We start from the raw sequence: 22,706 nt of genomic DNA, 5'->3' as shown, positions 1-22,706 counted from the left end.
CACTCCGGAAATTATCGCTGAATTAGCGTGCTCGCAGGCGTCGGACGGCATAGTCGCCGGCAAACTGCACCAAACAGACCATGGCGATGAGCACAGCGATGACCACCGCCATGACGGTGGTATCGAAGCGCTGGTAGCCATAGCGGATCGCCATGTCTCCGAGGCCGCCTGCACCCACCGCGCCAGCCATGGCTGAGGCACCGATCATGCTGACGATGGTGATGGTAAAGCCGCCAACGATGCCGGGAAGCGCTTCAGGCAGAAGCACGTGGCGCACGATGTGCCAGCGGCGGCAGCCAATCGCCTGGGCAGCTTCGATCAAACCGGCGTCTACCTCTCGAAGACTCACTTCGGCAATGCGCGCAAAAAAAGGCGTGGCACTGATGGAGAGCGGCACGACGGCGGCCCATACGCCGATCGTCGTTCCAGTGAGCAATCGCGTCAACGGCAACAACGCGACCAGAAGAACGATGAATGGCGTGGCGCGAAAGCCGTTGATGACCGCGGCGAGCACGCCATGTAGCCGCGGCGCATGGATGAGCCCCCCAGGCGCCGAGAGCACCAGGAACACGGCAAGGGGAATACCGGCGGCAGCTGCGATGAGAGCGGAAACGCCAACCATCGCAATCGTATCGAGAAACGCCTGCCAGAGGCGCTCATACATCATGGTCGACATAACCCAATACCCTAACTTGATGAGCAAGATCGGCAAATTGCGAGGGAACCGTGGGAATGCTGTCCGTCCGGCGCACGGCAATCAACAGTCTGCCATGAACGCGACCCTGAATGCGGTCGAGCGAGCTTTGCAGCAACCGCACGGAAGCACCGGTCGCGCTGGCTATCCGAGAAAGGTCAGGTTCCAACCCGTGCTCACCCGTATAGGCCAGCTCCCAAATAGCTTCCGAATGCCCGTCCCTTGGCGAAGATCGCAGATGCTTGGCTATATCCTCCGGGATTTCGCGATTGAGTGGCCGCAAGAGTGCCTGCGTGGCAGAATGCTGCGGATTGCCGAAAATGCGCCAGACCGGCCCGGCTTCAGCAATCTCACCTTGATCGAGAACAAGCACGTGATCGCATATCTCGCGGATGACACTCATTTCATGCGTGATGAGAATGATGGTCAGCTTGAGACGGCGATTGATGTCCTTGAGCAGGCCCAGGATGGAAATCGTCGTCTCGGGGTCGAGCGCCGATGTCGCCTCATCGCAAAGGAGGATTTCAGGCCTATGAACAAGCGCGCGCGCAATGCCTACGCGTTGTTTCTGACCACCGGAAAGGCGCGACGGATAGGCGCTCTCCTTGCCCTCCAAACCCACCAGTGACAGGACTTCCGCAACTCTTTCTTCGATCTGCCGGCGCGGCACGCCGGCAACGATCAATGGCAAAGCGACATTGCCCCAGACAGTCTTGGCTGAGAGAAGATTGAAGTGCTGAAAAATCATGCCGATGCGCCGTCTCAATGCGACTAGCGCGTCCTCATCGAGCACCGAAATGTCTTGTCCGTCGACTAGCACCTTTCCGCCGGTCGGCTTTTCCAGGCGATTTATGGTCCGCAGCAAGCTGGATTTTCCAGCCCCGCTTCGACCAATGATGCCATAGATCGCGCCGGCCGGCACCTCGAGACTGATGTTCTTGAGGGCATGGACCGGGCCAACTGCCGACGAATAGATCTTTTCGACACCGTCAAAAGCTACCGACCCTATCGGAGAGCCTGGCAGCGACTGACCGGCAGCGGCGGCGTGCTGCAAGGTGCCGCCGCTCGCCGCCGTCCTGTTTTCCGAATCCTGCCTTATGCGCTCGATCAATTCAGCCATGGGAGCGTATAAAGCTTCTGATCATTGGCGAATGCTTTGCTGATTGCCGCTCGGACAGCCGGCGAATTCTGATAAAGCGCCACGAGTTCCTTGATGCCGGGATCATCTACCTTTTGCTTCTGTACTGCAAAAATGATGGCAAATTGCTTGTCGTCCACACCGGAATAGATGAGGCCCGAGCTCGGATCGAAGGCCTTGGATGCGACGATGAAATGGGGATAGCCCTGGGCCAAATCGACATCGCCGGTTACGCGCGCGAGCTGCGGCCCCTCGACCTCGTTGAAGGTCAGCTTCTTGGGGTTGTCTACGATATCGTCGAGCGTGCCCTTGAAGCCGACGCCGTCCTTGAGCTTGATGAGCCCAGCCTTTTGCAGCAGAAGCAGTCCGCGACCCTGATTGACGGGATCATTGGCGATCGCAACCTTTCCGTTTTGCGGCACATCGTCAAAATTCTTGTACTTCAGCGAATAGATGCCGATATTGGCGAGAACGCCGATACCCGCGCTGACGAAATCATAGCCCCGTTCTTTGATCGCATTGTTCAGGAACGGCTGATGCTGGAAGTAGTTGACATCTATATCACCGGATTGAAGCGCGATGTTTGGCGTGGTCCAGTCGCTGAATTCGACAACCTGGACATCCAAGCCCTTGGCCTTAGCCTCGGGGATTACGGCTTCTATGGAATCGGCATAAACGCCCGGCACGACGCCGACCTTGATTGTCTCAGCCTGTGCAACCCCCGTCGCTACAAGTAGAATTGCGGAAAAAAGACCTGCAATATGAATTTTCATGTCATCCCCTCGGGTTCAATGACACGAAAGATAAAGACCACAAATTTTATAGGCAAAGACGGAAATACCCGCCAACGAGCTTAGATGGAATATTTTTTCTCCAGCTTGCCCGATTTGCCATGATGCCTCTCAAAACTGTCTGGGTGTAGCGCCGGAGTGTGATGTGCATCATTGATCCTTGGTCGTCAGGATGCATTACGAGAAGTATTCTTCACGGTGGCCCCCAACAGCGCCGCGTCTTCGAGCCGAGCTTCAAGCGTCATAAGAATCCATCCGATGACTTGCCGCCCGCTACGGCCCGAACTCGAGGCCGGCGGCCAAATGGCGCGAGCGGACCTCAACCGTGGACGCGCTGATTGGGGCCGAGGCAAGCTGAATCATCCGTTTGGCCCTACCGGTCGCCACGCCTTCACCAGATCGAGAAGGCCGGGGAACCGAGTGTCGAGGTCTTCAGTGCGCACCCGACTGCGGCGCTCAAGCCCATATTGCCGTTGCCGGATCAAGCCCGCCTCCCGCAGTGCCTTGAAATGATGGGTCAGCGAGGACTTCGGCCGGTCGAAACCGAACCAGCCGCAGGTGTGGTCGTAGGCTTCCGACTCCAGAAGCAGCTTTCGGACGATGGTGAGGCGCAAGGGATCGGCGAGCGCTCCCATAATGACGTCGAGACGCAAATCCTCCGCTGCCGGCTCGGGGAGCGGCGGCGGCAGATCGGCAGGAACGGTGTGGCGGTTGTCGGTGCTCGAAAGGGTCATGGCAGCTCTCATAGCATATCAGTACGATTCTTGTCGAATTAATATATACGACTTTTATCGAACTATGGTAAGTACGACTAAAATCGTACTTACCAATCGAGTCTGCCCATGTCTCTTAAACTCTCCCACACTGCTCACTCCGCCTATGAGAACGCCGCCCATCCGCCTTGGCGAATGTGGATGGCCGCCTGGATCATTACCGCGGTCTTCATTCTCTCGAACTCGGCCACACCGCTCTATGTCCGCTGGCAGGCTGCGATTGGCTTCTCATCAGCCACGCTGACCGTTATCTTCGCCGCCTACATCCTTGGCCTGCTATTGACATTGCTGGTCGCTGGCCAGCTCTCCGATCGGTACGGGCGCAAGCCTGTCCTCATCCCGGGGCTTGCGGCCGCTCTTGTCGCCTGTCTGCTCTTCGCCAGTGCCCATTCGGTGGCAATGCTGATCGCTGCGCGCTTCCTGTCGGGTGTCGCTGTCGGCGTCGTCGTGTCGGCGGGCATGGCGGCCGTGGTCGATCTCGGCGGACCGGAACGCAAACGGCAAGCCTCGCTGATCGCGTCCGTCTCCATGGTTCTCGGAGCTGGGCTCGGGCCGCTGCTCGCCGGCGGCATCGCCCTCTTGCTGGCGGCGGCGGTGATTCCGATCTTTGCCGTCGAACTTGCCGTGCTGTTGAGTGCGCTAGCAGCAATCCTAATGCTGCCACTGAAGCATCACGGCACAAAGGCCGATCGTAATTGGCGGCTGCATCTGCCGAGTGTGCCGCGCGCCAACCATCGCCATCTTCTGTTCGGTATTGCTGTCTTTGGGCCAGGTATCACCGCGACCTCCTTTGTGCTGGCACTTGGCCCCTCGCTGCTGTCTCACCTGCTCGGCGTCACCAGCCCGTTGATCGCCGGCGGCATGGCCTGCGCGATGTTCCTTACGGCGACCGGTGTCCAGTTCGCCGCCCGCCAATTTTCTGTACGCACCATCTTCTTATGCGGCGCTACGGCAACAATCCTGTCCATGGCGGGCATTGCGCTGGCGGTGATCTCGTCCAATGCAACCGCCCTGATTGCCGCAGCACTTCTTGCTGGCAGCGGACAGGGCCTCGGACAGCTTGGCGGCCTGACGCTGATCGGACTGCACGTCCCAGGCAATCATCGGGCAGAGGCGAATGCCGTTCTCAATATCGGTGGCTATATCCCGGCCGGACTGATGCCTGTCGCAACGGGCGTCGTCATCGACCACGCCGGTCATTCCCTCGGTGCAACACTGTTTGCGGTGGTGTTGGCGACCATAGCCGTAGTCGGCGGGGCGACGGTCTTCCGCAAGCTCGCGAAGGATTGACGACGGCTCGCGGCGAGCGGGAAAGGCCCGTTAGCCGCGAGCGCCGTGGTCAGAGGAAGACCGAGTTTCGCCAACTGCGTTATTTTTGGCGGCCGCTGAGCATTGAGGCTTTCGAAAGGAGATAGCCTGATCGCGTGCGGAACCGATACCCCTCCTTGAGGTTATATTTGTAGAAGAGAGGAGATGCAGCAATGATCCGCAAACTAAAGTCAGGCGAATATCGCCTTTACTCGCGCAAGCTCGATCCCAAGACGCACAAGCGTAAAAACCTCGGAACCTTCAAAACCCGCGAGGCGGCAGAAAAGCACGAGCGCGAAGTGCAGTATTTCAAGCACCATTAGCGGAAAGAAGAATGCTGGGCGGCATGAAAGCGCAGGCGCCATGCACGAAATCAAGCGTAAGATCGGCCAACAACGCTGCTCGCCATCGCGGCCCCGGCCGCCATAGCGGTGGGATTTATGGTAAGTAGGAGACGATAAACATGCGCAGTTCAGTGGGGCAGGCAAAACGTTCCAGCACTCATCAGATATGGGTGAAGCCGCCTACCTTCGCCCACCTATCCTTCCCATTATAGGATGGGCTTGCCACCGGTGACCGCGACGGTTGCTCCAGAAACATAGCTCGATAAAGGATCGGCAAGCATGACATAAGTCGTTGCCAACTCGGCCGGCTGACCAGGGCGTTTCATGGGCACCTGTTTACCGAAATTCTCCACCGCCTCCTCCGGCATGGTCGAGGGAATGAGCGGTGTCCAGATTGGCCCGGGCGCGACGGCATTGGCTCGAATGCCCTTCTCGGCGAGCAATTGCGCCAGGCCGGCCGTAAAGTTTTGAATGGCGCCTTTTGTGGTCGCATAGGCGAGCAATGTCGGGTTCGGCGTGTCCGAATTGATGGAGGCCGTGTTGATAATGGCACTGCCCGGCTTCATGTGGGGAACGGCTGCCTTGGTCAGATAGAACATCGCATGAATGTTGACACGGAAGGTCAATTCCCATTCCTGATCGCTGATGTCGCCGATATCACGAAAACTTGCCTGATGGGCGGCATTGTTGACGAGGATGTCGATGCCTCCGAGTTCAGCGACTGCCATATCGATAATCGCTCGGCAGTGCTCGCTTTTTTGGACATCACCGGGGACGAGTATGGCCTTGCGCCCAGCATCCTCGACCCATCGTTTCGTTTCGGCCGCATCCTCGTCTTCATCGAGATATGCGATGAGAACATCTGCTCCCTCACGCGCGTAGGCGATCGCCACGGCGCGTCCAATACCACTGTCTCCACCCGATATGACCGCCTTTTTGCCGAGAAGACGGCCGGATCCACGATAGGTGTCTTCGCCGTGGTCGGGTATAGGCCTCATCGCACCCGACTGTCCGGGCATGGTCTGCTGCTGCGCTAGGAATGGAGGCTTGGGATGAGCAGGCATACGCTTTTCCTTCTCAGGTCGTTTCGCTCGGATTGTTTGCTGTCACCCAACCCTCATCCCGTTCTCAGGTTCCACACACGTCGAAGATTCTTCACGCAAGTGGAACCCGCCAGGCTCTATGCGGTTCTGACCCGTCGACCTTTTCGATGCCAGATTCAACAGAAAAAGCGTGCGTCAACCCAAAGGTCGGCAGCGTGACCGTGCCGAGGCTGCCGCAACGGCAGGGGCAATCTCGACATGGATCACGACAGCCAACATGGAGGCGAGGCGATGCCATGCATCATAAGAAAATCGAGCTTCAAAACGGGCAGAGGACCTACGTTGTCGTTCTCGACGCGAATGAGGAGGCATTCGCGTCGCTTGCCGCATTCGCAACCGAGCAGGGTCTGACTGCAGCTTCGATCACGGCAATCGGCGCCTTTGAACGCGCGACCGTCGGCTGGTTCGATTTCGCCGATCGCAGCTACCGCAAAATTCCCGTCACCGAACAGTGCGAGGTGCTGAGCCTGATCGGCGATATTGCGATGGGCGACGACGGCAAGGCAAGCCTTCATCTTCACGCCGTCTTGGGCCTCAAGGATGGCTCGACGCGCGGCGGACATTTCCTTGAAGGTGCCGTGCATCCGACATTGGAAGCAACCATCATCGAAACACCGGTAGAGCTGCATCGTCGACATCGGAAGGATCTCGGCATCGCGCTGATCGAACTTTGAGGTCGTGGGATGCCAATCTTTAAGCAAGCGGAACATTGTTGGTCGCAAGAGGTTCGATCAGCAGTCCCGGCGGCAGAAGGAGGATATTATGGCGACGGACACGCCCTTCGAAACTTCGCGCGGCGAAGGCGGCGAGACACACCAGCACATCCCCGAAAACGGCCCTCATGGCGGCGCCGATCATCTGACAACCAATCAGGGCATCCGGGTTTCGGACAATCAGAACAGCCTCAAATCCGGGACACGCGGCCCGACACTGCTTGAAGATTTTGTCCTGCGTGAAAAGATCTTCCATTTCGACCACGAACGTATTCCCGAAAGGATCGTGCATGCCCGTGGATCGGCTGCGCATGGCTTCTTTGAGCTTTATGAGCCGCTTTCGGACATCACAAGCGCAGATCTTTTTCAGCGCAAAGGCGAGAAGACACCGGTTTTCGTCCGTTTCTCAACCGTCGCCGGAGGCGCCGGCTCGGTGGACACACCGCGCGATGTTCGTGGCTTTGCAGTGAAGTTCTATACCAAGCGAGGCAATTGGGACCTGGTCGGCAACAACATCCCTGTATTCTTCATCCAGGATGCAATGAAGTTTCCAGACCTCGTCCATGCCGTCAAAATGGAAGCCGACAGAGCTTATCCGCAGGCGGCCACCGCCCATGACACCTTCTGGGACTGGGCGTCGCTGATGCCGGAATCCACACATATGCTGATGTGGGCAATGTCGGATCGTGCAATTCCCCGATCCTTCCGCATGATGCAAGGGTTCGGCGTTCACACCTTCCGCCTCGTTAATGATGCGGGCAAATCGACATTCGTAAAGTTTCACTGGAGACCGAAGCTTGGCGTGCAATCGCTGGTCTGGGATGAGGCAGTGAAACTGCAGGCGGCCGACAACGACTATCATCGCCGCGATCTTTTCGAAGCGATCGCCGCAGGGCACTTTCCCGAATGGGAGTTGGGATTGCAGCTGTTCGACGAATCCCTTGCAGAGAGCCTTCCCTACGATGTCCTCGATCCCACCAAGATCATCCCCGAAGAAGTCTTGCCGCTGAAAATCGTCGGACGCCTCGTTCTCGATCGCAACCCGGACAATTTCTTTGCCGAAACTGAACAGGTGGCGTTCTGCCCGGCCAATATCGTTCCGGGCATCGATTTCACCAACGATCCCCTGCTCCAAGGTCGTCTGTTCAGCTATCTCGATACGCAGAAATCCCGTCTCGGAACGGCCAATTTCCATCAGTTGCCGATCAACGCGCCGAAATGTCCTGTCATGAATTTTCAGCGCGACGGGCAAATGCAAATGGAGATTCCGAAGGGCCGCGCCAATTACGAGCCGAACAGTTTAGGTGAGAATAGTGAAACCGGCGGTCCACGCGAATGTCCGGTAACCGGCTTTCACACCTATGAGCATGCATCGGCTCCCGATGAACAAGGCAACAAGCTGCGTGCGCGTGCCGAACTGTTTGCCGACCACTACAGCCAGGCGCGTCTTTTCTGGAAATCCCAGACGCCGTCAGAACAGGCGCACATCGCTTCCGCCTTCGTCTTCGAGCTATCAAAAGTGCAACTACCGCATGTGCCTCCGCGCATGGTCGGCAATCTCTTGAACGTCGATGCCGGTCTCGCCAATCGCGTTGCGACCGGGCTAGGTCTTGTCAACCCAACCAGGAGCCCAACGGCGCGCGAGCCGATCGAGCTCGATGCGTCCGTGGCGCTCTCCATTCACAGGAATATGGAAGAAACGCTGGAAGGACGTCAGGTCGGAATCCTGATCGCCACAGGAAGCGATGCCAAGGCTGTTTCGGATCTCGTTGACGCGTTGAACGAGGCCAAGGCGAGGTCCTTTATCGTCGCCCCCAAGGTTGGAGGGACGAAACTTTCCGACGGCAATACGATCAGGGCGGACGGACAGCTCCTTGGTTCGCCGTCCCAGCTTTTCGACGCCATCGCCGTCATTCTTTCAAAAGAAGGAGCAACGTCTTTGATGAACGAGGGCGCGGCGGTTCAGTGGGTCATGGATGCTTTCGGACACCTGAAAGCCATCGGTCATGACGCTGCCGCCAAGGCGCTGCTCGACAAAGCGGGTATTCGACCTGATGCCGGCGTCGTGGACCTCGGCTCCTTCATAGAGGCAGCTTCCAAGCGATATTGGGATCGCGAGCCTAAAATACGCATGCTCGCCTGAACAGCCGACGTTCCATGTCGCCGCTCCAGCCTCCGTTCGGCGACAGACAATACCTGCCGATCCACGGGTCGGCGGGTATTGTTTTTCCTTTCCTTATCTGCCAGCGGGGAGAATGGCACTCAGAGCCTGCCGCAATGTGCCTTTAACGACGCCGCTTTCCTCCGGATCTCCTTTTAGCAAGGTGGCGCTGAAGTTGCGCATCTGCTCGAAGGTGATGTGCGGCGGTAGCGGCGGCACTTCCGGATCGGTCTTAACTTCGAGGACCACGGGCTGTTGGGCGGCAAGTGCCTCATCCCAGGCCGGGCCTAACGCCTCCGGTCGATCGACAAATATGCCGCGCAGGCCGATCATTTCGGCAAAGCGATGATAGGGAACGTCCGGAATACGCTGCGATGCATCGAATTTGGGATCGCCTTCCATAACGCGTTGCTCCCATGTCACTTGGTTGAGATCTTCATTGTTGAAGACGCAGACCACCAGGCGAGGGTCGGACCAATTGCGCCAGTACTTGGCGACGGTGATCAGTTCGGCCATATTGTTCATCTGCATGGCCCCATCGCCGACCAAGGCGATAACGGGGCGCTCGGGATGGGCGATCTTAGCCGCGATCGCGTAAGGGACCGCCGCTCCCATGGACGCAAGGCCGCCGGAAAGCGATGCCATCATGCCGCGCCGCATTCGAAGATCGCGTGCATACCAGTTGGCGCACGAGCCGGAATCACTGGTGACGATGGCCCCATCTGGAAGCCGGGGCGATAGTTCCCAGACAACGCGCTGCGGATTGACGGGATTGGCTTCGACATGGGCTCTCGTCTCCAGCGTCCGCCACCATTCGCCGACCCTTTCCTCGATCTCCTTGCGCCACGAAAGATCCTGCTTCTGCTTGAGGAGCGGCAGGAGAGCCTGCAAGGTTTCCCGCGCATCGCCGACCAGATTGACGTCCATGGGGTAGCGCAAGGAAAGCATATCCGGCCGGATATCGATCTGGACCCCGCGCGCATCGCCCTCCTCCGGCAAAAACTCGGAATAGGGAAATCCCGAACCGATCACCAACAGCGTATCGCAGTCGCGCATCAGCTCCCAGGATGGCTCGGTTCCCAAAAGCCCGATCGAGCCCGTGACCCAGGCAAGATCATCCGGTAAGGCGGCCTTGCCAAGTAGAGCCTTTGCCACTCCCGCCCCCAATCGATCGGCGACCGCGATCACCTCGTCGGTGGCACCGAGCGCACCGGCGCCAACAAGCATCGCAACTTTTTCTCCGGCATTCAAAACCGAAGCTGCGCGCTTGAGATCGATCTCATGCGGCACGGTTCTAGGCGCGACATAGCCAATGCCTGAGATGACTGAGCCATGCTTGCCGGGCGGTGTTTCATACGGCAGCTCCTGCAGGTCGTTGGGCAGGATGACTGCGGTGACCGTTTTGTTTGCAAGCGCAATGCGCGCCGCCCGGTCGATCAGGTGGCGCACTTGCGATGGAGCTGACGCCTGATGGACGAAGTTGCCAGCGACATCCTTGAAGAGCGAGGCAAGATCGACTTCCTGCTGGTAATGGCCGCCGATCGCGCGACGAGCCTGCTGGCCGACAAGCGCCAGCACGGGCTGATGATCCAGTCGTGCATCATAGAGGCCAGTCACCAAATGGGTAGCGCCCGGTCCTGACGTAGCGATGCATACACCCAATTCGCCCGAGAACTTGGCATAGGCCGATGCCATGAAGGCCGCCATTTCCTCGTGACGGGCCTGAATGAATTCGATTTTTCCATTGGCCCGGTTCAATGCGCCGAAGAGGCCGTTGATGCCGTCTCCCGGATAGCCGAAGATGCGTCGCACACCCCAATCATGAAGCCGTTGCACAATAAAGTCGCCGACCGTTTTTGCCATAATCCGTCTCCGCTTGTTGCGCGTCAAAGGCGCTCGGCAGTCCAACAAGCAGACACGGTTTATGTTCCCCTGTCGAAGAGGTTACGCGGATAATTGACCCTCGAAATCCGACTGAATTGGAGTGCGTTCGCAAATCGGCGGCCGATGACAAGACCGATCTCCTCGCACACAGCCGTAATAGCGACATTCTTCATCAGTGCAACTACGTATTGAAAAGGTTGCTGCTCCGGAAGCGTCACTACGATCTTTTGGCCTCAGACACCCCTTTAAGGATTTCCAAAGCATTCTGAAGCGCTCCCAGACCGCTCCAAAGGTTGTTGGTAGCGGTCTGGGAGCAAGCCGAATTGATTTTCAAGCCGCGTCGCCTCACCGGCATCCCACGTCCTTCCCGCTCCCACGGCATCTCGGATAGGAGCAACGGATCGCACTCCATCCTACCTCTTGGATTTCCACGTGCTTCTTAAGCCAACGACGCCCATGAGGGCCATGCAGTTTCTGCACTTGTATGTGAGACTGCAACTGAAGCGGCATTCAGATCTTCAATTATTTCCTCAGCCTCTATCAGGAGACGATCCATCTGCTTCCTGCATTCGGAGAAGCGAGTGATTTCGAATGCAAACGGCACATTTCTGCGGGCATCGTAGAAGGTCGCTATCGTTTCGCCGCTTACTCGTCGCTCTTGCTCCAACACATCCCTCAGCCTTTTCATCTCGCGCTTGAATGCGAAATAGGTCTGCATAGTCCGGGTTAGATCCATGCTTCTGTCAGATATGGGCTGGATCGCCAAATGATCACTCATGAATGCATCCTCCAACATGGTAATTGTATCTTTTCAGCGTTTCGCATGGCGCTGTTTATTATTGCTAGAAGAACAGACTCTCGATGCCAGCCAGCTTTCAATGCTGCGGCAACCAAGCTTTCAATGGAAGGTTCGAGCTAAAACATGCATGCTTTCATATATCTTGTTTTCGGTGTCTCGCCCGCCGGGGAAGTATTTATGGCTGCTTTCAATTTCCATCCCATCAATTGGCTGTTCCGAACCGGAAGATATTCTGATTGCCTCGCCTTTCCCTCTTGCTGCTTCCTTTCAACTATTTGCTTCGATCGAGTGGCGTCATCACGGCTTACGTTGCGGCGGGACCGATTGTTAGCATCGACCCCGCCGGGCATCGCCGTCGGCTAGAATCGAGCCGATCCTGGCCGCATCAATGACAGAGCACACCTGTCTCGTGAACCGACCGCCGCCCACGGCCGCAATTGCTCCGGCAAGTCACTGCGCACTACGATATCGCCGAAATTTCACCTTTCCACAGCCATTGGACCTATGCCTTGGGTATTCAGACTATAGTCTGATCCATCGTCACGGATAGGCTCTTGGATCCGCACCATCCAGCCGAAAAATTACCTCCGTTTAACCGGGGCCATCACCGCGTTTAATGGCGATGCCGCGGCAGCCTGACACCGTCGAAACTTGGTTGACCAACACTTGTCAAGCCCGTAATTGCCCAGCCAGATCTTCGACCGATGGATCGCCGGCACGGGTGCTGGGCGGCAGGTCGTTAAAACGCGGCTTTATACCATTGCGCAAGATACGGGCTGCTATCGGGATGTCGTTGAATCAACAGCGAGAAATCCAAAATGCGACCAACACATGATGTGGTTGGCGGCGCACGCAAGGCAATGAGCGACCTGGCTGGCGATCTTCTAGCCCTGGTCACCGCAAGCTACCCACCGGCGATCATCCTCTCGACGCTTATGTGCGAGGCCGTTTTGGCGTTCCCGGGCTTGCGGGAGGCGGATCTCATAAATTGATTGACGATCTTCTGCGGATGGTAGAACGCGGGTTTACGCCGTCCTCCAGCGCTATCCGACTTTCACCCTATTGCACGCGCCAAGCGGCGTTCTCCGCCGCAGGATGATCAATAAACCTCGCAAAGTCGCATCGAGGATCGTCAAGGGCAAATCCGGCTCTTGATTATTCGCAGTGAAACAGCGAGAAAAAATTCGACGACGCGATTCTCATCATTTCCGGATGGCCCCATGTTTAAGAATCTTACCATCGCCGCGATTACAGCAGCGGCCATCATGTCAGCAACACCATCGTTCTCACAAAGCATCGAGATCGGTCCCGGCGGTGTGCGCATCAATCCGGGCATGGAGCCGCCGCCCGTTGCCATGGGTATCAGCGAACGTCAGGCCATTCGCATCGCACGGGACGAAGGCATGCGGGAAGTGGACGACGTCGTCCGTAGGCGAAATGTCTTCATCGTCGAGGGCACGGACCGCGATGGCGACGACCTGAAGGTTGTGATTGACCGCCGGACGGGCGAAGTTCTTTCGGTCGAATAAGCAACCTGGTGCATACCGATCAACGAGCATGAGACACGCGGGCGATGCTTCGTCGCCCGCCTGCGGCGTCAAATGCGGTGTCGGGCCTGACGCGATCCGGCCACCCCGCATGAAGCTGCCCCATCCTTTCGATGGGATGACACGCGCCACATCGAGCAATAAGGTAATATCTCCGCCGTTCCAGTCGTCTGCGCGAAGTCGGACAGGAAACACTTTTGCCTAAATCTGTACCCGGCTTTTCCTGCCAACTTGCTTCGACACGCCTACCAATCGCTGCATGACTTGGCGCTGCCCATTGACAAGACGGACCGTCGTTTCCTGATATCGCGTCTCTTCATGGCGTGCCTGCGGAGGTCGCATTGCGATCGTCGATCACGACATTTGAGCCGACTGGCGCTTTCATCATTCCAAAATCTCCGACGATGGGTGGCAGCAGTCACTATTGACAAGTTGCCGTGCCTATCGCTTGATATGCGCCGTCCGAGATAACAGACATATGTCCATAATATCGGATTCCAGAGTCATTGACCAAGGGGAACAACCATGAGCATTATTTTTCGCGCCGGCCTGATGTCGTTGGTCGCCGCTGCACTCCTCTCCTCCACGCCCGTCCTAGCCGAAGGCAGCAAGCTCGATGAGGTGCTTGCGCGTGGCCACCTCGTTCTTGGAACTGGCAGCACGAACGCGCCGTGGCACTTCAAGAGCGCCGATGACAAGCTGCAGGGTTTCGATGTCGACATGGGCCACATCATCGCCAAGGCCCTCTTTGGCGACCCCGACAAGATCGAGTATGTCAATCAGTCGTCCGACGCCCGTATTCCAAACATCACCACCAACAAGGTCGATATCACCTGCCAGTTCATGACCGTGACCGGCGAGCGCGCCCAGCAGGTGGCCTTCACCATTCCCTATTATCGCGAAGGCGTCGGCCTGATGCTGAAGGCGGATGGGCAATATGCCGACTATGCGGCATTGAAGGCGGCGGGCTCTTCCGTCACCGTTTCCGTTCTTCAGAACGTCTATGCGGAATCCATGGTCCACGCCGCCCTGCCGGACGCGAAGGTCGACCAGTATGAATCCGTCGATCTGATCTATCAAGCACTGGAGTCAGGACGCGCCGATGCCGTTGCCACCGATCAGTCGTCGCTCGCCTGGTATATGACGCAGAACCCCGGCCGCTACAAGGACGCCGGTTATGGATGGAACCCGCAGACCTATGCCTGCGCCGTTAAGCGCGGCGATCAGGACTGGCTGAACTTCGTCAACACCGCTTTGCATGAAGCCATGACCGGCGTCGAATTCGACAGCTACGCCAAGTCCTACAAGACCTGGTTCGGCAAAGACCTCACCCCGCCGCAGATCGGCTTTCCGGTCGAATACAAGTAACAGCATAGCGGAGCGGGCATTCCCCGCTCCGCCAGCCTGAAAAGGGATAGCCCGCCATGGGTTACACGCTGAACTTTGCCGCCGTCTGGCGCAACTTTGATTTTCTTCTGAGCGGCTTGGCGCTCAGCCTCGGCCTTGCGGTCATCTCGATCCTCATCGGCGCTCTGATCGGCCTTGTGCTCGCCTTTGCGTTGACGTCGAAGAGCCGTATCGCTGTCGTGCCGGCACAGGTCTACGTCACCATAATTCGCAACCTGCCGATCCTCGTTTTGGTGCTGTTCGTCTTCTTTGCTCTGCCGCAGCTGGGCTTCCGCCTGGATAAGGTGAGAAGTTTCGTCCTGGTGCTTTCCGTTTATTCGGGAGCCTATCTGGCAGAGGTATTCCGTGCAGGGTTGCTATCGATTCCGAAGGGCCTGACCGAGGCAGGTCTTTCCATCGGACTGACATCCATGCAGATCCGCGGGTCGATCATCGCCCCTTTGATGCTGCGCAACGTCCTGCCATCATTGTCTTCGACGATCATCTCCTTGTTCAAGGACACGTCACTAGCGGCAGCGATCGCCGTACCGGAACTGACTTTTGCCGCCCGCAAGATCAATGTCGAAAGCTTCCGCGTCATCGAAACTTGGCTCGTCACCTCGGCTCTTTATGTCGCAACCTGCTTCCTCATCGCCGCCCTGATGCGCTTCGTCGAGCGCCGGCTGGCCCTGCCCAGGTAGGATCCGAATGTCCCACACATTTCTCGAACAACTCTGGATCGCCCGCTACGTCATTTTGAATGGCGTCGGCGTGACTGTGTCGATCTCGCTACTTGCTATTCTTGTCGGATCCGCTCTGGGCGTCTTCGTCGGCTTGGCGCTTGTTTATGGCGGCGCCATCCTGCGCCTTGTGATCAGGGCCTATACCGATGTCATCCGCGGCACGCCCGTACTCGTCCTCGTACTGGCGAGCTATTACGTCTCGTCCGCGGTAGGGCTTGATTTGGGGCCGTTTTCCGCAGGCGTTCTTGCTCTGGCAATCTTTTGCTCGTCACATGTCGGCGAGATCGTGCGCGGCGCCCTCCAGGCCATCCCGAAAGGTCAGACGGAGGCGGCCAAGGCAATTGGCCTTACGTTCACCCAGACTTTCACTTCGGTCCTGTGGCCGCAAGCAATGCGGCAATGCCTGCCGGCTTGGGTGAATACGGCAGCCGAAATGGTCAAGGCATCGACACTTCTTTCCGTGATCGGCGTCGCTGAGCTGCTCCTGCGCACGCAGGAGATCATTTCTCGCAATTTCATGAGCCTCCAGTTCTATTTCTTGGCTGGCGGCCTCTATTTCATCGTCAACTTCGGTATCGAGCGCTTCGGCAAATATGTCGAGCGCAAAACCGCACTGCCGTCCTGAGGAGATCGGATCCATGGGCAAGACAATTCTAGACATTCAGGGTCTGCGCAAAACCTATGGCCAGCACGAGGTTCTCAAGGGCGTCGATTGCAGCGTGCAGGAAGGTGAGGTCATTTCCATCATCGGCTCGTCGGGTTCCGGCAAGACGACGATGTTGCGCTGCATCAACATGCTGGAGGAATTCCAGGGGGGCAAGATCAGCCTCGACGGCGAGGAGATCGGCTATCATGTCGACGGCGGCATCCGCCGCCGCAAGAGCGAGAAGGAGATCGCGCGGCAGCGCGCACTCACTGGCATGGCTTTCCAGCAGTTCAATCTTTTTCCACATATGACCGCAGCCGAGAACGTGATGCTCGGTCTCGTCAAGGTGAAGAAAATCTCGAGGACGGATGCACGTGCCGTCGCCGAAAAATGGCTTGACCGGGTGGGTCTTGCTGCCCGCGCCAATCATTATCCGGGACAGCTCTCGGGCGGCCAGCAGCAGCGCGTCGCCATTGCTCGAGCCATTGCCATGGCGCCGCGGCTGATGCTGTTCGACGAGGTGACCTCGGCTCTCGACCCGGAACTGGTTGGCGAAGTTCTTCAAGTCATCAAGGGGCTAGCTGCCGATGGCATGACGATGCTGCTTGTCACCCATGAGATGCGCTTCGCCTACGAGGTTTCGTCGCGCGTCATCTTCATGAACCAGGGCGTCATCTGCGAAGAAGGCGATCCGAAGGACATGTTCGTGCGCCCGAAGACGGAGCGGCTTACCGAATTCCTCAAGACTTCGAGTTTCAATTGAGAGGAAAGAAGAACACGGTGCACACGTTGCGTCATTGCACGCGTGAATGTTATCGCAGCATCTTGCCGAGATATGGCGGCATCAGCGCCCGTATAGGCGGCACCGTGTGCGGGTACGTTGCGGCTGCCGGTAGCGGCTGGTTTGGAGTATTCGGAGAAAAGCATGGCCGAGAACGAAAGCGACATTGTATCCCGACGCATGCGAGGCCTTGATCGCGCGTTCGAGATCCTGGAGTTTCTGCGGGTAAAGCGTCAGCCCATGCGCCCAAACGAGATCGCCACGGAAATCGGCGCGCCACGCTCTTCCACCTACGAGCTCGTCAATCTTTTGCTCGGCCATGGCATGCTTGATTACCAGGGCGGCGACGGCCGGGTCTTTCTCGGCCGTCGTCTCTATTTTCTCGGAACAGCCTATGCCGAACAATTCGACCTGATGCGCGAGTGCGGCCGCATGCTGAGCGTGCTGGCGGAGGAGACGCGCGAAACAGCACAAATGTGCCTGCTGGAAGGCAATAAATATACGGTCGCGATGATGCGTGAAGGTATCCGCCCGTTTCGCATTTCGTCAAATGTCGGCGAGCTCGTCGCAATTCCGTGGACAGCCTCGGGACGCCTGCTTGTCGCACATCTTTCGGATCAGGAAATTCTCGATTTCATTCCGCCAGACGATTTTATCCTGCCGAATGGCAGGCGGCTTGAGCCGGCCGATTTCATCGCTCAAGCGCGCCAGGCCGCCGACGACGGCTATTTCACCTTCAATAGCGAAGTGGAAAACTTCACCCATTGCTTCGCTGTCCCGATCCGTCAGGCTGACGGCTCTACCATCGCGACACTTTGCCTGGTTACCCCACGCGAAGATGGTTTGCGCAACCGCACCGCCTATCTCGACAGCCTCTTGAAAGCTGCTCATGAAATCTCCGAAAAGCTCGGCTTCCGGTCGGCGAAAGGCCACCTCTTCGGTTCCTGAATCCAACAGCATCGAGGACCTTCCGTTCCGCGTTCAGGATTCCGCCGGCAATCTGTAACCGACACCACGAACAGCCGACATCACTCCCGCCGCAAGGGCGTGATATCGGCAGCATCTTCAATTAGGCTAGATCGAGATCTCCATTGCCAGGCCAAGCTTCTGCACTCGTAGGACTGCGGTGCGCAATGTCATTTCACCTGCGCTTGTTTCAGACCGGCCGCAAAAGCGAGAGGCTGCGGGCTTCAAGTTTTACCAGTTTCTTATCCAGCATGCCTCGATCTGGCTCATCAGGATTGGATGTCGACAGCTCCAGAGCCCAGCGTTTGTCATCCGGCAAGGTAAAGTCTAGATCTGAACCACGAGGGTTGAACAGTAGTAGAACATCATCCCAGCCCTCTTCGAAGGGCAGCTCGCGCGACAGGCGCAAGCCGATCGCGGTATTTGCTTCATCGTCCCATTGCTCATCCGTCTGCTCGCCGCCACCCGGATTGAGCCAGGTGACGATCAGACCGTCGCGCCAATTTTCCCGCTTCAATATGGAATGTGCCTGACGCAAGGCAATCAGTCGTTTGACGAAAGTATAAAGCGCTTCCGCGCTGCCATATCGATCGTCCCAATGCAGCCAGCTGAGTTCGTTATCCTGACAGTAGCCATTATTGTTGCCCATCTGGCTGCGGCCGGCTTCATCACCCGCCAGCAGCATCGGCGTACCATGCGACAGAAAGAGGGTCGCGAGAAAATTGCGTTTCTGGCGCTCTCGAACGGTATTGATGGCTTTATCGTCCGTCGGACCTTCAGCGCCGTAATTGTAGCTGCGGTTGTCGTTGTGGCCGTCATTGTTGTCTTCGCCATTGGCCTCGTTATGCTTCTCGTTATAGGAAACGAGATCATTGAGCGTGAAGCCATCGTGGGCGGCGATAAAATTGACACTGGCCCATGGGCGGCGGCCGCGAAGATCATAAACATCGCCTGACCCTAAGATGCGGGCGGCAAAATCCCTTGTCATGCCGGGTGTGCCCTTCCAATAATCCCGGACCGTATCGCGATATTTGTCATTCCATTCCGCCCAGCCCGGCGGAAATCCCCCCACCTGATAACCGCCGGGACCAATGTCCCACGGCTCGCCGACAAGCTTGACTTTGGCAAGCACCGGATCCTGGCCGACCGCGTCGAAGAAGCCGCTGCGCTGATCGAAACCCTGCGGTTCGCGGCCAAGAATGGTGCCGAGATCGAAACGGAAGCCATCGACATGCATTTCTTCGACCCAATAGCGCAGCGAGTCCGTCACCATTTGCAGCACGCGCGGATGTGAGGTGTTGATCGTGTTGCCGGTGCCGGTATCGTTGATGTAGTAGCGAGGCTGGTCCGGCAGGGTTCGGTAATAGGAGAAATTGTCGATACCCTTGAAGGAAAGGGTCGGGCCGAGTTCATTGCCCTCCGCCGTATGATTATAGACGACATCGAGGATGACCTCGATACCGGCATCGTGGAAGGCACGCACCATGTCGCGAAAGCCCTCGAGACCCTTGGGCCCGTAATAACGAGTTGCCGGCGCGAAGAAGGCAAGGCTGTTGTAGCCCCAGTAGTTGCGCAAGCCCTTGTCGAGCAAGTGACTGTCATCGGGAAAGAAATGGATGGGAAGGAGCTCGATCGAAGTGACGCCGAGGCTCTTGATGTAATCGACGACCGCCCCGTGCCCCAGACCCTCAAAGGTGCCACGCAAAGGCTCCGGAATTGCCGGATTCAGCATCGTCATTCCCTTGACGTGCGCCTCATAGAAAATGGTCTCCGGCCACGCAACCGACGGCCTTTTATCCGGTGCTTCATTCTTGAGGTCGACGACACGGCATTTGGGCATCTGTCCGGCACTATCGATCTCGTCGAAGGACAGATCCTTTTGCTCGTCATCCAGACCATAGGCGAATTGCGCTTGCGACCATTCGATGTTGCCTACGAGCTCGCGGGCATAGGGATCCACGAGCAATTTGTTCGCATTGAAGCGATGACCATTTAAAGGATCAAACGGGCCATGCACGCGGTAGCCATACAAGGCACCCGGTTTCAATCCAGGCACATAGCCATGCCAGATTTCATGGGTATATTCCGGCAGAGCGATCCGCTCGATCTCCTGCTTTCCGCTTTCGTCGAAAAGGCAGAGCTCCACCTTTTCCGCATAGGCGCTGAAAAGTGCGAAATTGACACCCTCTCCGTCATAATTCGCTCCCAGGCGCGTATAGTCTCCAGGCTCGATCGCATGCCTCTTGCCGCCTTCCGTCATAGAATCCTCGTGATGTTGCTGCGCAGCAGAAACACCCTGTGAAGCGCTTTGTTCCGCCCTTGAAATCGAACAGGGCACGCATCCAGGCCGTAGGTCACCGATCTACCACGAGAAGCGATAGGGAATGATCGCCAAACAGGTGCGCTGCCAGAAGATCGCCAGCTGATGAAGGCTTATCCGTCAGGAGATCGTATAGCGGCGCCTTGAGCTCTCGCGGTATCGTCACGGCGGTGTCTTTCCAGAAATCCGATGAAGGCATATCGACCAGACGCGGCACGATCGTAACCGCTATTTCCCGCTCGTGAACGCGCGCAAAGGCCACGAGATTGGACGCTCGTGTCCCGCTGGTTTCCAAGGGCACGTATTCGCCCTCAAGGAAAAGAAGGGGGTGCTGATTGCGATAGCGAAGCACCTTGCGGATGATGTGCCGTTTCAAGGAAGCCGCATCCGATGCAACGGGATCTACAGTTCCCGTGTCGGTCCACAGATGGTCGACCGACCGTCGATTGTCCGGATCGACCAGACTAAAATCGAAACCCTCGGTCCCCTGATAGATATCGGGGATACCAGGAGCCGTGAGCTTGATTAGCAATTGAGCCAGGCTGTTGCGGAAGCCCAGTTCCATGAAAGGGCGCAGCGTTCGATCGAAATCACGGATGAAGTCCTGATTATCCTCCGAAAACAAGGCGGCGGCATAGGCCTGGACCGCATGCTCATAGGAAGGGTTTTCATTCATCCAATCCGTACGGAGCTTGGCTTCTCGGATGGCCTTCAAGGCATAGGCGCAAAACCGCTCCTTCAGTACGCTGCGATCGGTTCCTTCGATGTCCTGCGGCCAGATGCCGGCAAGCGCTTGGTAAAGCATCCATTCAACATTGGGCTCAGGTGCGGGTCCATCAGCAAGGCCGGAACGAAAAGGAGAATTCATGTTGAGCCACCGTTCGACACCGGTAATCCAGGCATCAGGATCCTGCGTGAGGCTGTAGAGGCGGGCACGGGCGTCTTCTCCCCGCTTGGTATCATGCGTCGATGTCGAGGAAAGGCCGCGGGGTTGTCGCCGAAATCGATCGGTCATGAATTGGTGAAAGGCTGCCACCGAGCCCGGCAGCGCATGCGGCTCGCCACCCACCTCATTCAATGCGATCAGGCGGCTATACCGATAAAACAGCGTATCCTCGACTGCCTTTGCCATGATCGGACCGCTGAGCTGCTGGAATCTGGCTCGAAACTCCAGAGCTTCGGCTGCAGAACCCTCCCCTTTCAGAAGGTGGCCGAGCGCATCGAGGGCATCAACGGTGGGCAATCGGCTTCGGGCTTTCTCGCAAGCACTCTCGATGACCACCACGTCATCGGACGATGCAGCGCCCCGATAGCCGTAGGTACGGTAAACCGGAAAGGCGACCAGCAGTTCGCGAAGCGCCGACGCTATTTCCTCCGCGTCGAAATTGGGAAAAACCGAACATGCCAGCTTCGTCAGACGCCTCGTCTCGCCGGCGAAATTGCGTTCGATCATCAACAGTTTCGCCCTGCGCAAACCTGCGGCAAAGTCGGCATCCTCCTCGCTGACGGACCCGTAGGCCTCATCCAGCTTGCGCAATCCCTCCTCGTTCAAGAAGAGATCTGCCATGGCGGTGATGAATTCGTACCCAGTCGTTCCCGACACCGGCCAATCCGCCGGCAGCGCCTCGCCACGGGCAAGGATTTTCTCGACTACGATGAACGTGTCCGGGCCAACAGCTTGCCGCAAATGATCGAGATAGCCCTTCGGATCGGCCAATCCGTCGATATGGTCGACGCGTAATCCTTGGATCTGTCCGGAACGAACCAATTCGATGATCAGCCGATGCGTGTCGTTGAAGACCCGTGCGTCCTCTACCCGCATCCCAACCAGGCCTGCCACCTCGAAGAAGCGCCGGTAGCTGAGGTTTTCGGCGGCATCTTTCCAATAGAGCAATTGCCAATGCTGTTCCGCGAGCAGTTTTCTCATCGCGGCCGCATCCCTCGAAAATGCGCGCAACCGCTCCGCATCCATTCCTATGTCCGCTGCCAGCCGCCCGGCACTTTCGATCGAGAGCGGAAGCAGATCGTCGAAATAGGCCAAATAGATGCCCCAATCCGCAGGCTCGTAGCGAAGATGAAAGTCCGCCGCGGCCAGGCTTTCCTCGAATGGACGTCCCAGAAGCGGCAAGGTGAGCTTGCGGCGCCAGTCAATATCGAAATGGCCGGCATAGGCGCTGCCCGATCCACGCTGCAACACGTCACGCCACCAGGCGTTTTCAACGGAGGCGGCCATATGGTTGGGCACGATGTCGAGGATCAAGCCCATGCTCGCCTGCTGCAAGGCCGCGCAGAAAGCATCGAACCGCTCGCGACCGCCAAGCACCGGATCGATTTCGTTCGCATCAGTCACATCATAGCCATGCGTCGATCCCGTCTTAGCTGCAAAGATTGGCGAGGCATAGACGTGGCTGATGCCGAGATTCTTCAAATAGGGAACCAGCTCCGTTGCCCTGTCAAAGGTGACATTTCCGCGAAACTGCAGGCGATAGGTAGAGGTTAAGACGGTCATGGCTTCCTCTCTGCGTCAGGCCGCCATAACGAACGGAACTGAAAGAGATCTGTTCCCAGCTCAGGAACTGTTCCCGTCAAGATGCGTTGGATGCAGGAAA

The 22,706-nt window shown here is 57.5% G+C and carries 21 protein-coding genes; 12 read left to right on the top strand and 9 right to left on the bottom strand.

Annotated features, from left to right (window positions below):
* Positions 1–22 precede the first annotated feature (22 nt).
* The 4 genes from ACYJRZ_RS15630 to ACYJRZ_RS15615 form a co-directional block, all read right to left on the bottom strand.
* Positions 23–676 (bottom strand): methionine ABC transporter permease, encoded by a 654-nt coding sequence (locus ACYJRZ_RS15630; protein ID WP_459460240.1) that lies wholly within the window; start codon positions 674–676, stop codon positions 23–25.
* On the bottom strand, positions 657–1,814 hold the full coding sequence (locus ACYJRZ_RS15625; RefSeq protein ID WP_459460238.1) for a methionine ABC transporter ATP-binding protein: 1,158 nt from the start codon (positions 1,812–1,814) through the stop codon (positions 657–659). The genes ACYJRZ_RS15630 and ACYJRZ_RS15625 overlap by 20 nt, the downstream gene beginning before the upstream one ends.
* Positions 1,802–2,605 (bottom strand): MetQ/NlpA family ABC transporter substrate-binding protein, encoded by an 804-nt coding sequence (locus tag ACYJRZ_RS15620; protein WP_459460236.1) that lies wholly within the window; start codon positions 2,603–2,605, stop codon positions 1,802–1,804. Before ACYJRZ_RS15620 ends, ACYJRZ_RS15625 begins: the two co-directional genes overlap by 13 nt.
* 377 nt (positions 2,606–2,982) lie before the next feature.
* Positions 2,983–3,357 carry an ArsR/SmtB family transcription factor gene (locus ACYJRZ_RS15615; RefSeq protein ID WP_459460234.1) on the bottom strand — a complete coding sequence of 125 codons (375 nt, stop codon included), beginning with the start codon at positions 3,355–3,357 and terminating at the stop codon, positions 2,983–2,985.
* A gap of 108 nt (positions 3,358–3,465) precedes the next feature.
* Between ACYJRZ_RS15615 and ACYJRZ_RS15610 the strand changes: the two genes are divergently transcribed.
* Together ACYJRZ_RS15610 and ACYJRZ_RS15605 are read left to right on the top strand one after the other, a co-directional pair.
* Positions 3,466–4,686, top strand: a complete 1,221-nt coding sequence (locus ACYJRZ_RS15610) for an MFS transporter (RefSeq protein ID WP_459460232.1) — start codon at positions 3,466–3,468, stop codon at positions 4,684–4,686.
* A 191-nt stretch (positions 4,687–4,877) separates the two neighbouring features.
* A complete protein-coding gene (locus ACYJRZ_RS15605; protein WP_095438695.1) occupies positions 4,878–5,027 on the top strand; it encodes a hypothetical protein in 150 nt (49 codons plus the stop codon).
* A 227-nt stretch (positions 5,028–5,254) separates the two neighbouring features.
* Here the strand turns inward: ACYJRZ_RS15605 and ACYJRZ_RS15600 are convergent, their stop codons facing one another.
* Positions 5,255–6,112, bottom strand: coding sequence for an SDR family oxidoreductase (locus ACYJRZ_RS15600; RefSeq protein WP_459460230.1), 858 nt, complete (start codon positions 6,110–6,112; stop codon positions 5,255–5,257).
* 275 nt (positions 6,113–6,387) lie between these two features.
* On the opposite strand from ACYJRZ_RS15600, the gene ACYJRZ_RS15595 reads away from it, so the two are divergent.
* Together ACYJRZ_RS15595 and ACYJRZ_RS15590 are read left to right on the top strand one after the other, a co-directional pair.
* Positions 6,388–6,825, top strand: a complete 438-nt coding sequence (locus ACYJRZ_RS15595) for a PPC domain-containing DNA-binding protein (RefSeq protein ID WP_459460228.1) — start codon at positions 6,388–6,390, stop codon at positions 6,823–6,825.
* Positions 6,826–6,913: 88 nt separating this feature from the next.
* Positions 6,914–9,007, top strand: a complete 2,094-nt coding sequence (locus tag ACYJRZ_RS15590; RefSeq protein ID WP_459460226.1) for a catalase — start codon at positions 6,914–6,916, stop codon at positions 9,005–9,007.
* 93 nt (positions 9,008–9,100) lie between these two features.
* Here ACYJRZ_RS15590 and ACYJRZ_RS15585 read toward each other — a convergent pair whose 3' ends face one another.
* Both ACYJRZ_RS15585 and ACYJRZ_RS15580 read right to left on the bottom strand, forming a co-directional pair.
* Positions 9,101–10,888 carry a thiamine pyrophosphate-requiring protein gene (locus tag ACYJRZ_RS15585; protein ID WP_459460224.1) on the bottom strand — a complete coding sequence of 596 codons (1,788 nt, stop codon included), beginning with the start codon at positions 10,886–10,888 and terminating at the stop codon, positions 9,101–9,103.
* A 460-nt stretch (positions 10,889–11,348) separates the two neighbouring features.
* Positions 11,349–11,687 carry a hypothetical protein gene (locus ACYJRZ_RS15580; RefSeq protein ID WP_459460222.1) on the bottom strand — a complete coding sequence of 113 codons (339 nt, stop codon included), beginning with the start codon at positions 11,685–11,687 and terminating at the stop codon, positions 11,349–11,351.
* Here ACYJRZ_RS15580 and ACYJRZ_RS15575 point away from each other — a divergent pair.
* The 8 genes from ACYJRZ_RS15575 to ACYJRZ_RS15540 all read left to right on the top strand — a co-directional run bounded on the left by ACYJRZ_RS15575 (position 11,686) and on the right by ACYJRZ_RS15540 (position 17,759).
* Positions 11,686–12,039, top strand: a complete 354-nt coding sequence (locus ACYJRZ_RS15575) for a hypothetical protein (RefSeq protein WP_459460220.1) — start codon at positions 11,686–11,688, stop codon at positions 12,037–12,039. The genes ACYJRZ_RS15580 and ACYJRZ_RS15575 overlap by 2 nt on opposite strands.
* A gap of 487 nt (positions 12,040–12,526) precedes the next feature.
* Positions 12,527–12,700, top strand: a complete 174-nt coding sequence (locus tag ACYJRZ_RS15570; RefSeq protein WP_459460219.1) for a hypothetical protein — start codon at positions 12,527–12,529, stop codon at positions 12,698–12,700.
* A 228-nt stretch (positions 12,701–12,928) separates the two neighbouring features.
* On the top strand, positions 12,929–13,237 hold the full coding sequence (locus tag ACYJRZ_RS15565; RefSeq protein ID WP_459460217.1) for a PepSY domain-containing protein: 309 nt from the start codon (positions 12,929–12,931) through the stop codon (positions 13,235–13,237).
* Between the two features lie 543 nt (positions 13,238–13,780).
* Positions 13,781–14,623 carry a transporter substrate-binding domain-containing protein gene (locus ACYJRZ_RS15560; RefSeq protein ID WP_459460215.1) on the top strand — a complete coding sequence of 281 codons (843 nt, stop codon included), beginning with the start codon at positions 13,781–13,783 and terminating at the stop codon, positions 14,621–14,623.
* A 56-nt stretch (positions 14,624–14,679) separates the two neighbouring features.
* Positions 14,680–15,342 carry an amino acid ABC transporter permease gene (locus ACYJRZ_RS15555; protein ID WP_459460213.1) on the top strand — a complete coding sequence of 221 codons (663 nt, stop codon included), beginning with the start codon at positions 14,680–14,682 and terminating at the stop codon, positions 15,340–15,342.
* Between the two features lie 7 nt (positions 15,343–15,349).
* Complete coding sequence (locus ACYJRZ_RS15550; RefSeq protein WP_459460211.1) at positions 15,350–16,009, top strand: amino acid ABC transporter permease; 660 nt, start codon at positions 15,350–15,352, stop codon at positions 16,007–16,009.
* Between the two features lie 13 nt (positions 16,010–16,022).
* The gene (locus ACYJRZ_RS15545) at positions 16,023–16,793 is read left to right on the top strand and encodes an amino acid ABC transporter ATP-binding protein (protein WP_459460209.1); all 771 of its coding nucleotides are present in this window, start codon (positions 16,023–16,025) and stop codon (positions 16,791–16,793) included.
* A 162-nt stretch (positions 16,794–16,955) separates the two neighbouring features.
* On the top strand, positions 16,956–17,759 hold the full coding sequence (locus ACYJRZ_RS15540; RefSeq protein WP_459460208.1) for an IclR family transcriptional regulator: 804 nt from the start codon (positions 16,956–16,958) through the stop codon (positions 17,757–17,759).
* 208 nt (positions 17,760–17,967) lie between these two features.
* On the opposite strand, the gene glgX is transcribed toward ACYJRZ_RS15540, so the two are convergent.
* Together glgX and treY are read right to left on the bottom strand one after the other, a co-directional pair.
* Positions 17,968–20,037 (bottom strand): glycogen debranching protein GlgX, encoded by a 2,070-nt coding sequence (glgX, locus tag ACYJRZ_RS15535; protein ID WP_459460206.1) that lies wholly within the window; start codon positions 20,035–20,037, stop codon positions 17,968–17,970.
* A gap of 94 nt (positions 20,038–20,131) precedes the next feature.
* Positions 20,132–22,606 carry a malto-oligosyltrehalose synthase gene (gene treY, locus ACYJRZ_RS15530; RefSeq protein ID WP_459460204.1) on the bottom strand — a complete coding sequence of 825 codons (2,475 nt, stop codon included), beginning with the start codon at positions 22,604–22,606 and terminating at the stop codon, positions 20,132–20,134.
* Positions 22,607–22,706: the final 100 nt, after the last annotated feature.

It is taken from the genome of Rhizobium sp. No.120 (genome assembly GCF_054558365.1).
This window is presented reverse-complemented; position numbering and strand designations above follow the sequence as displayed.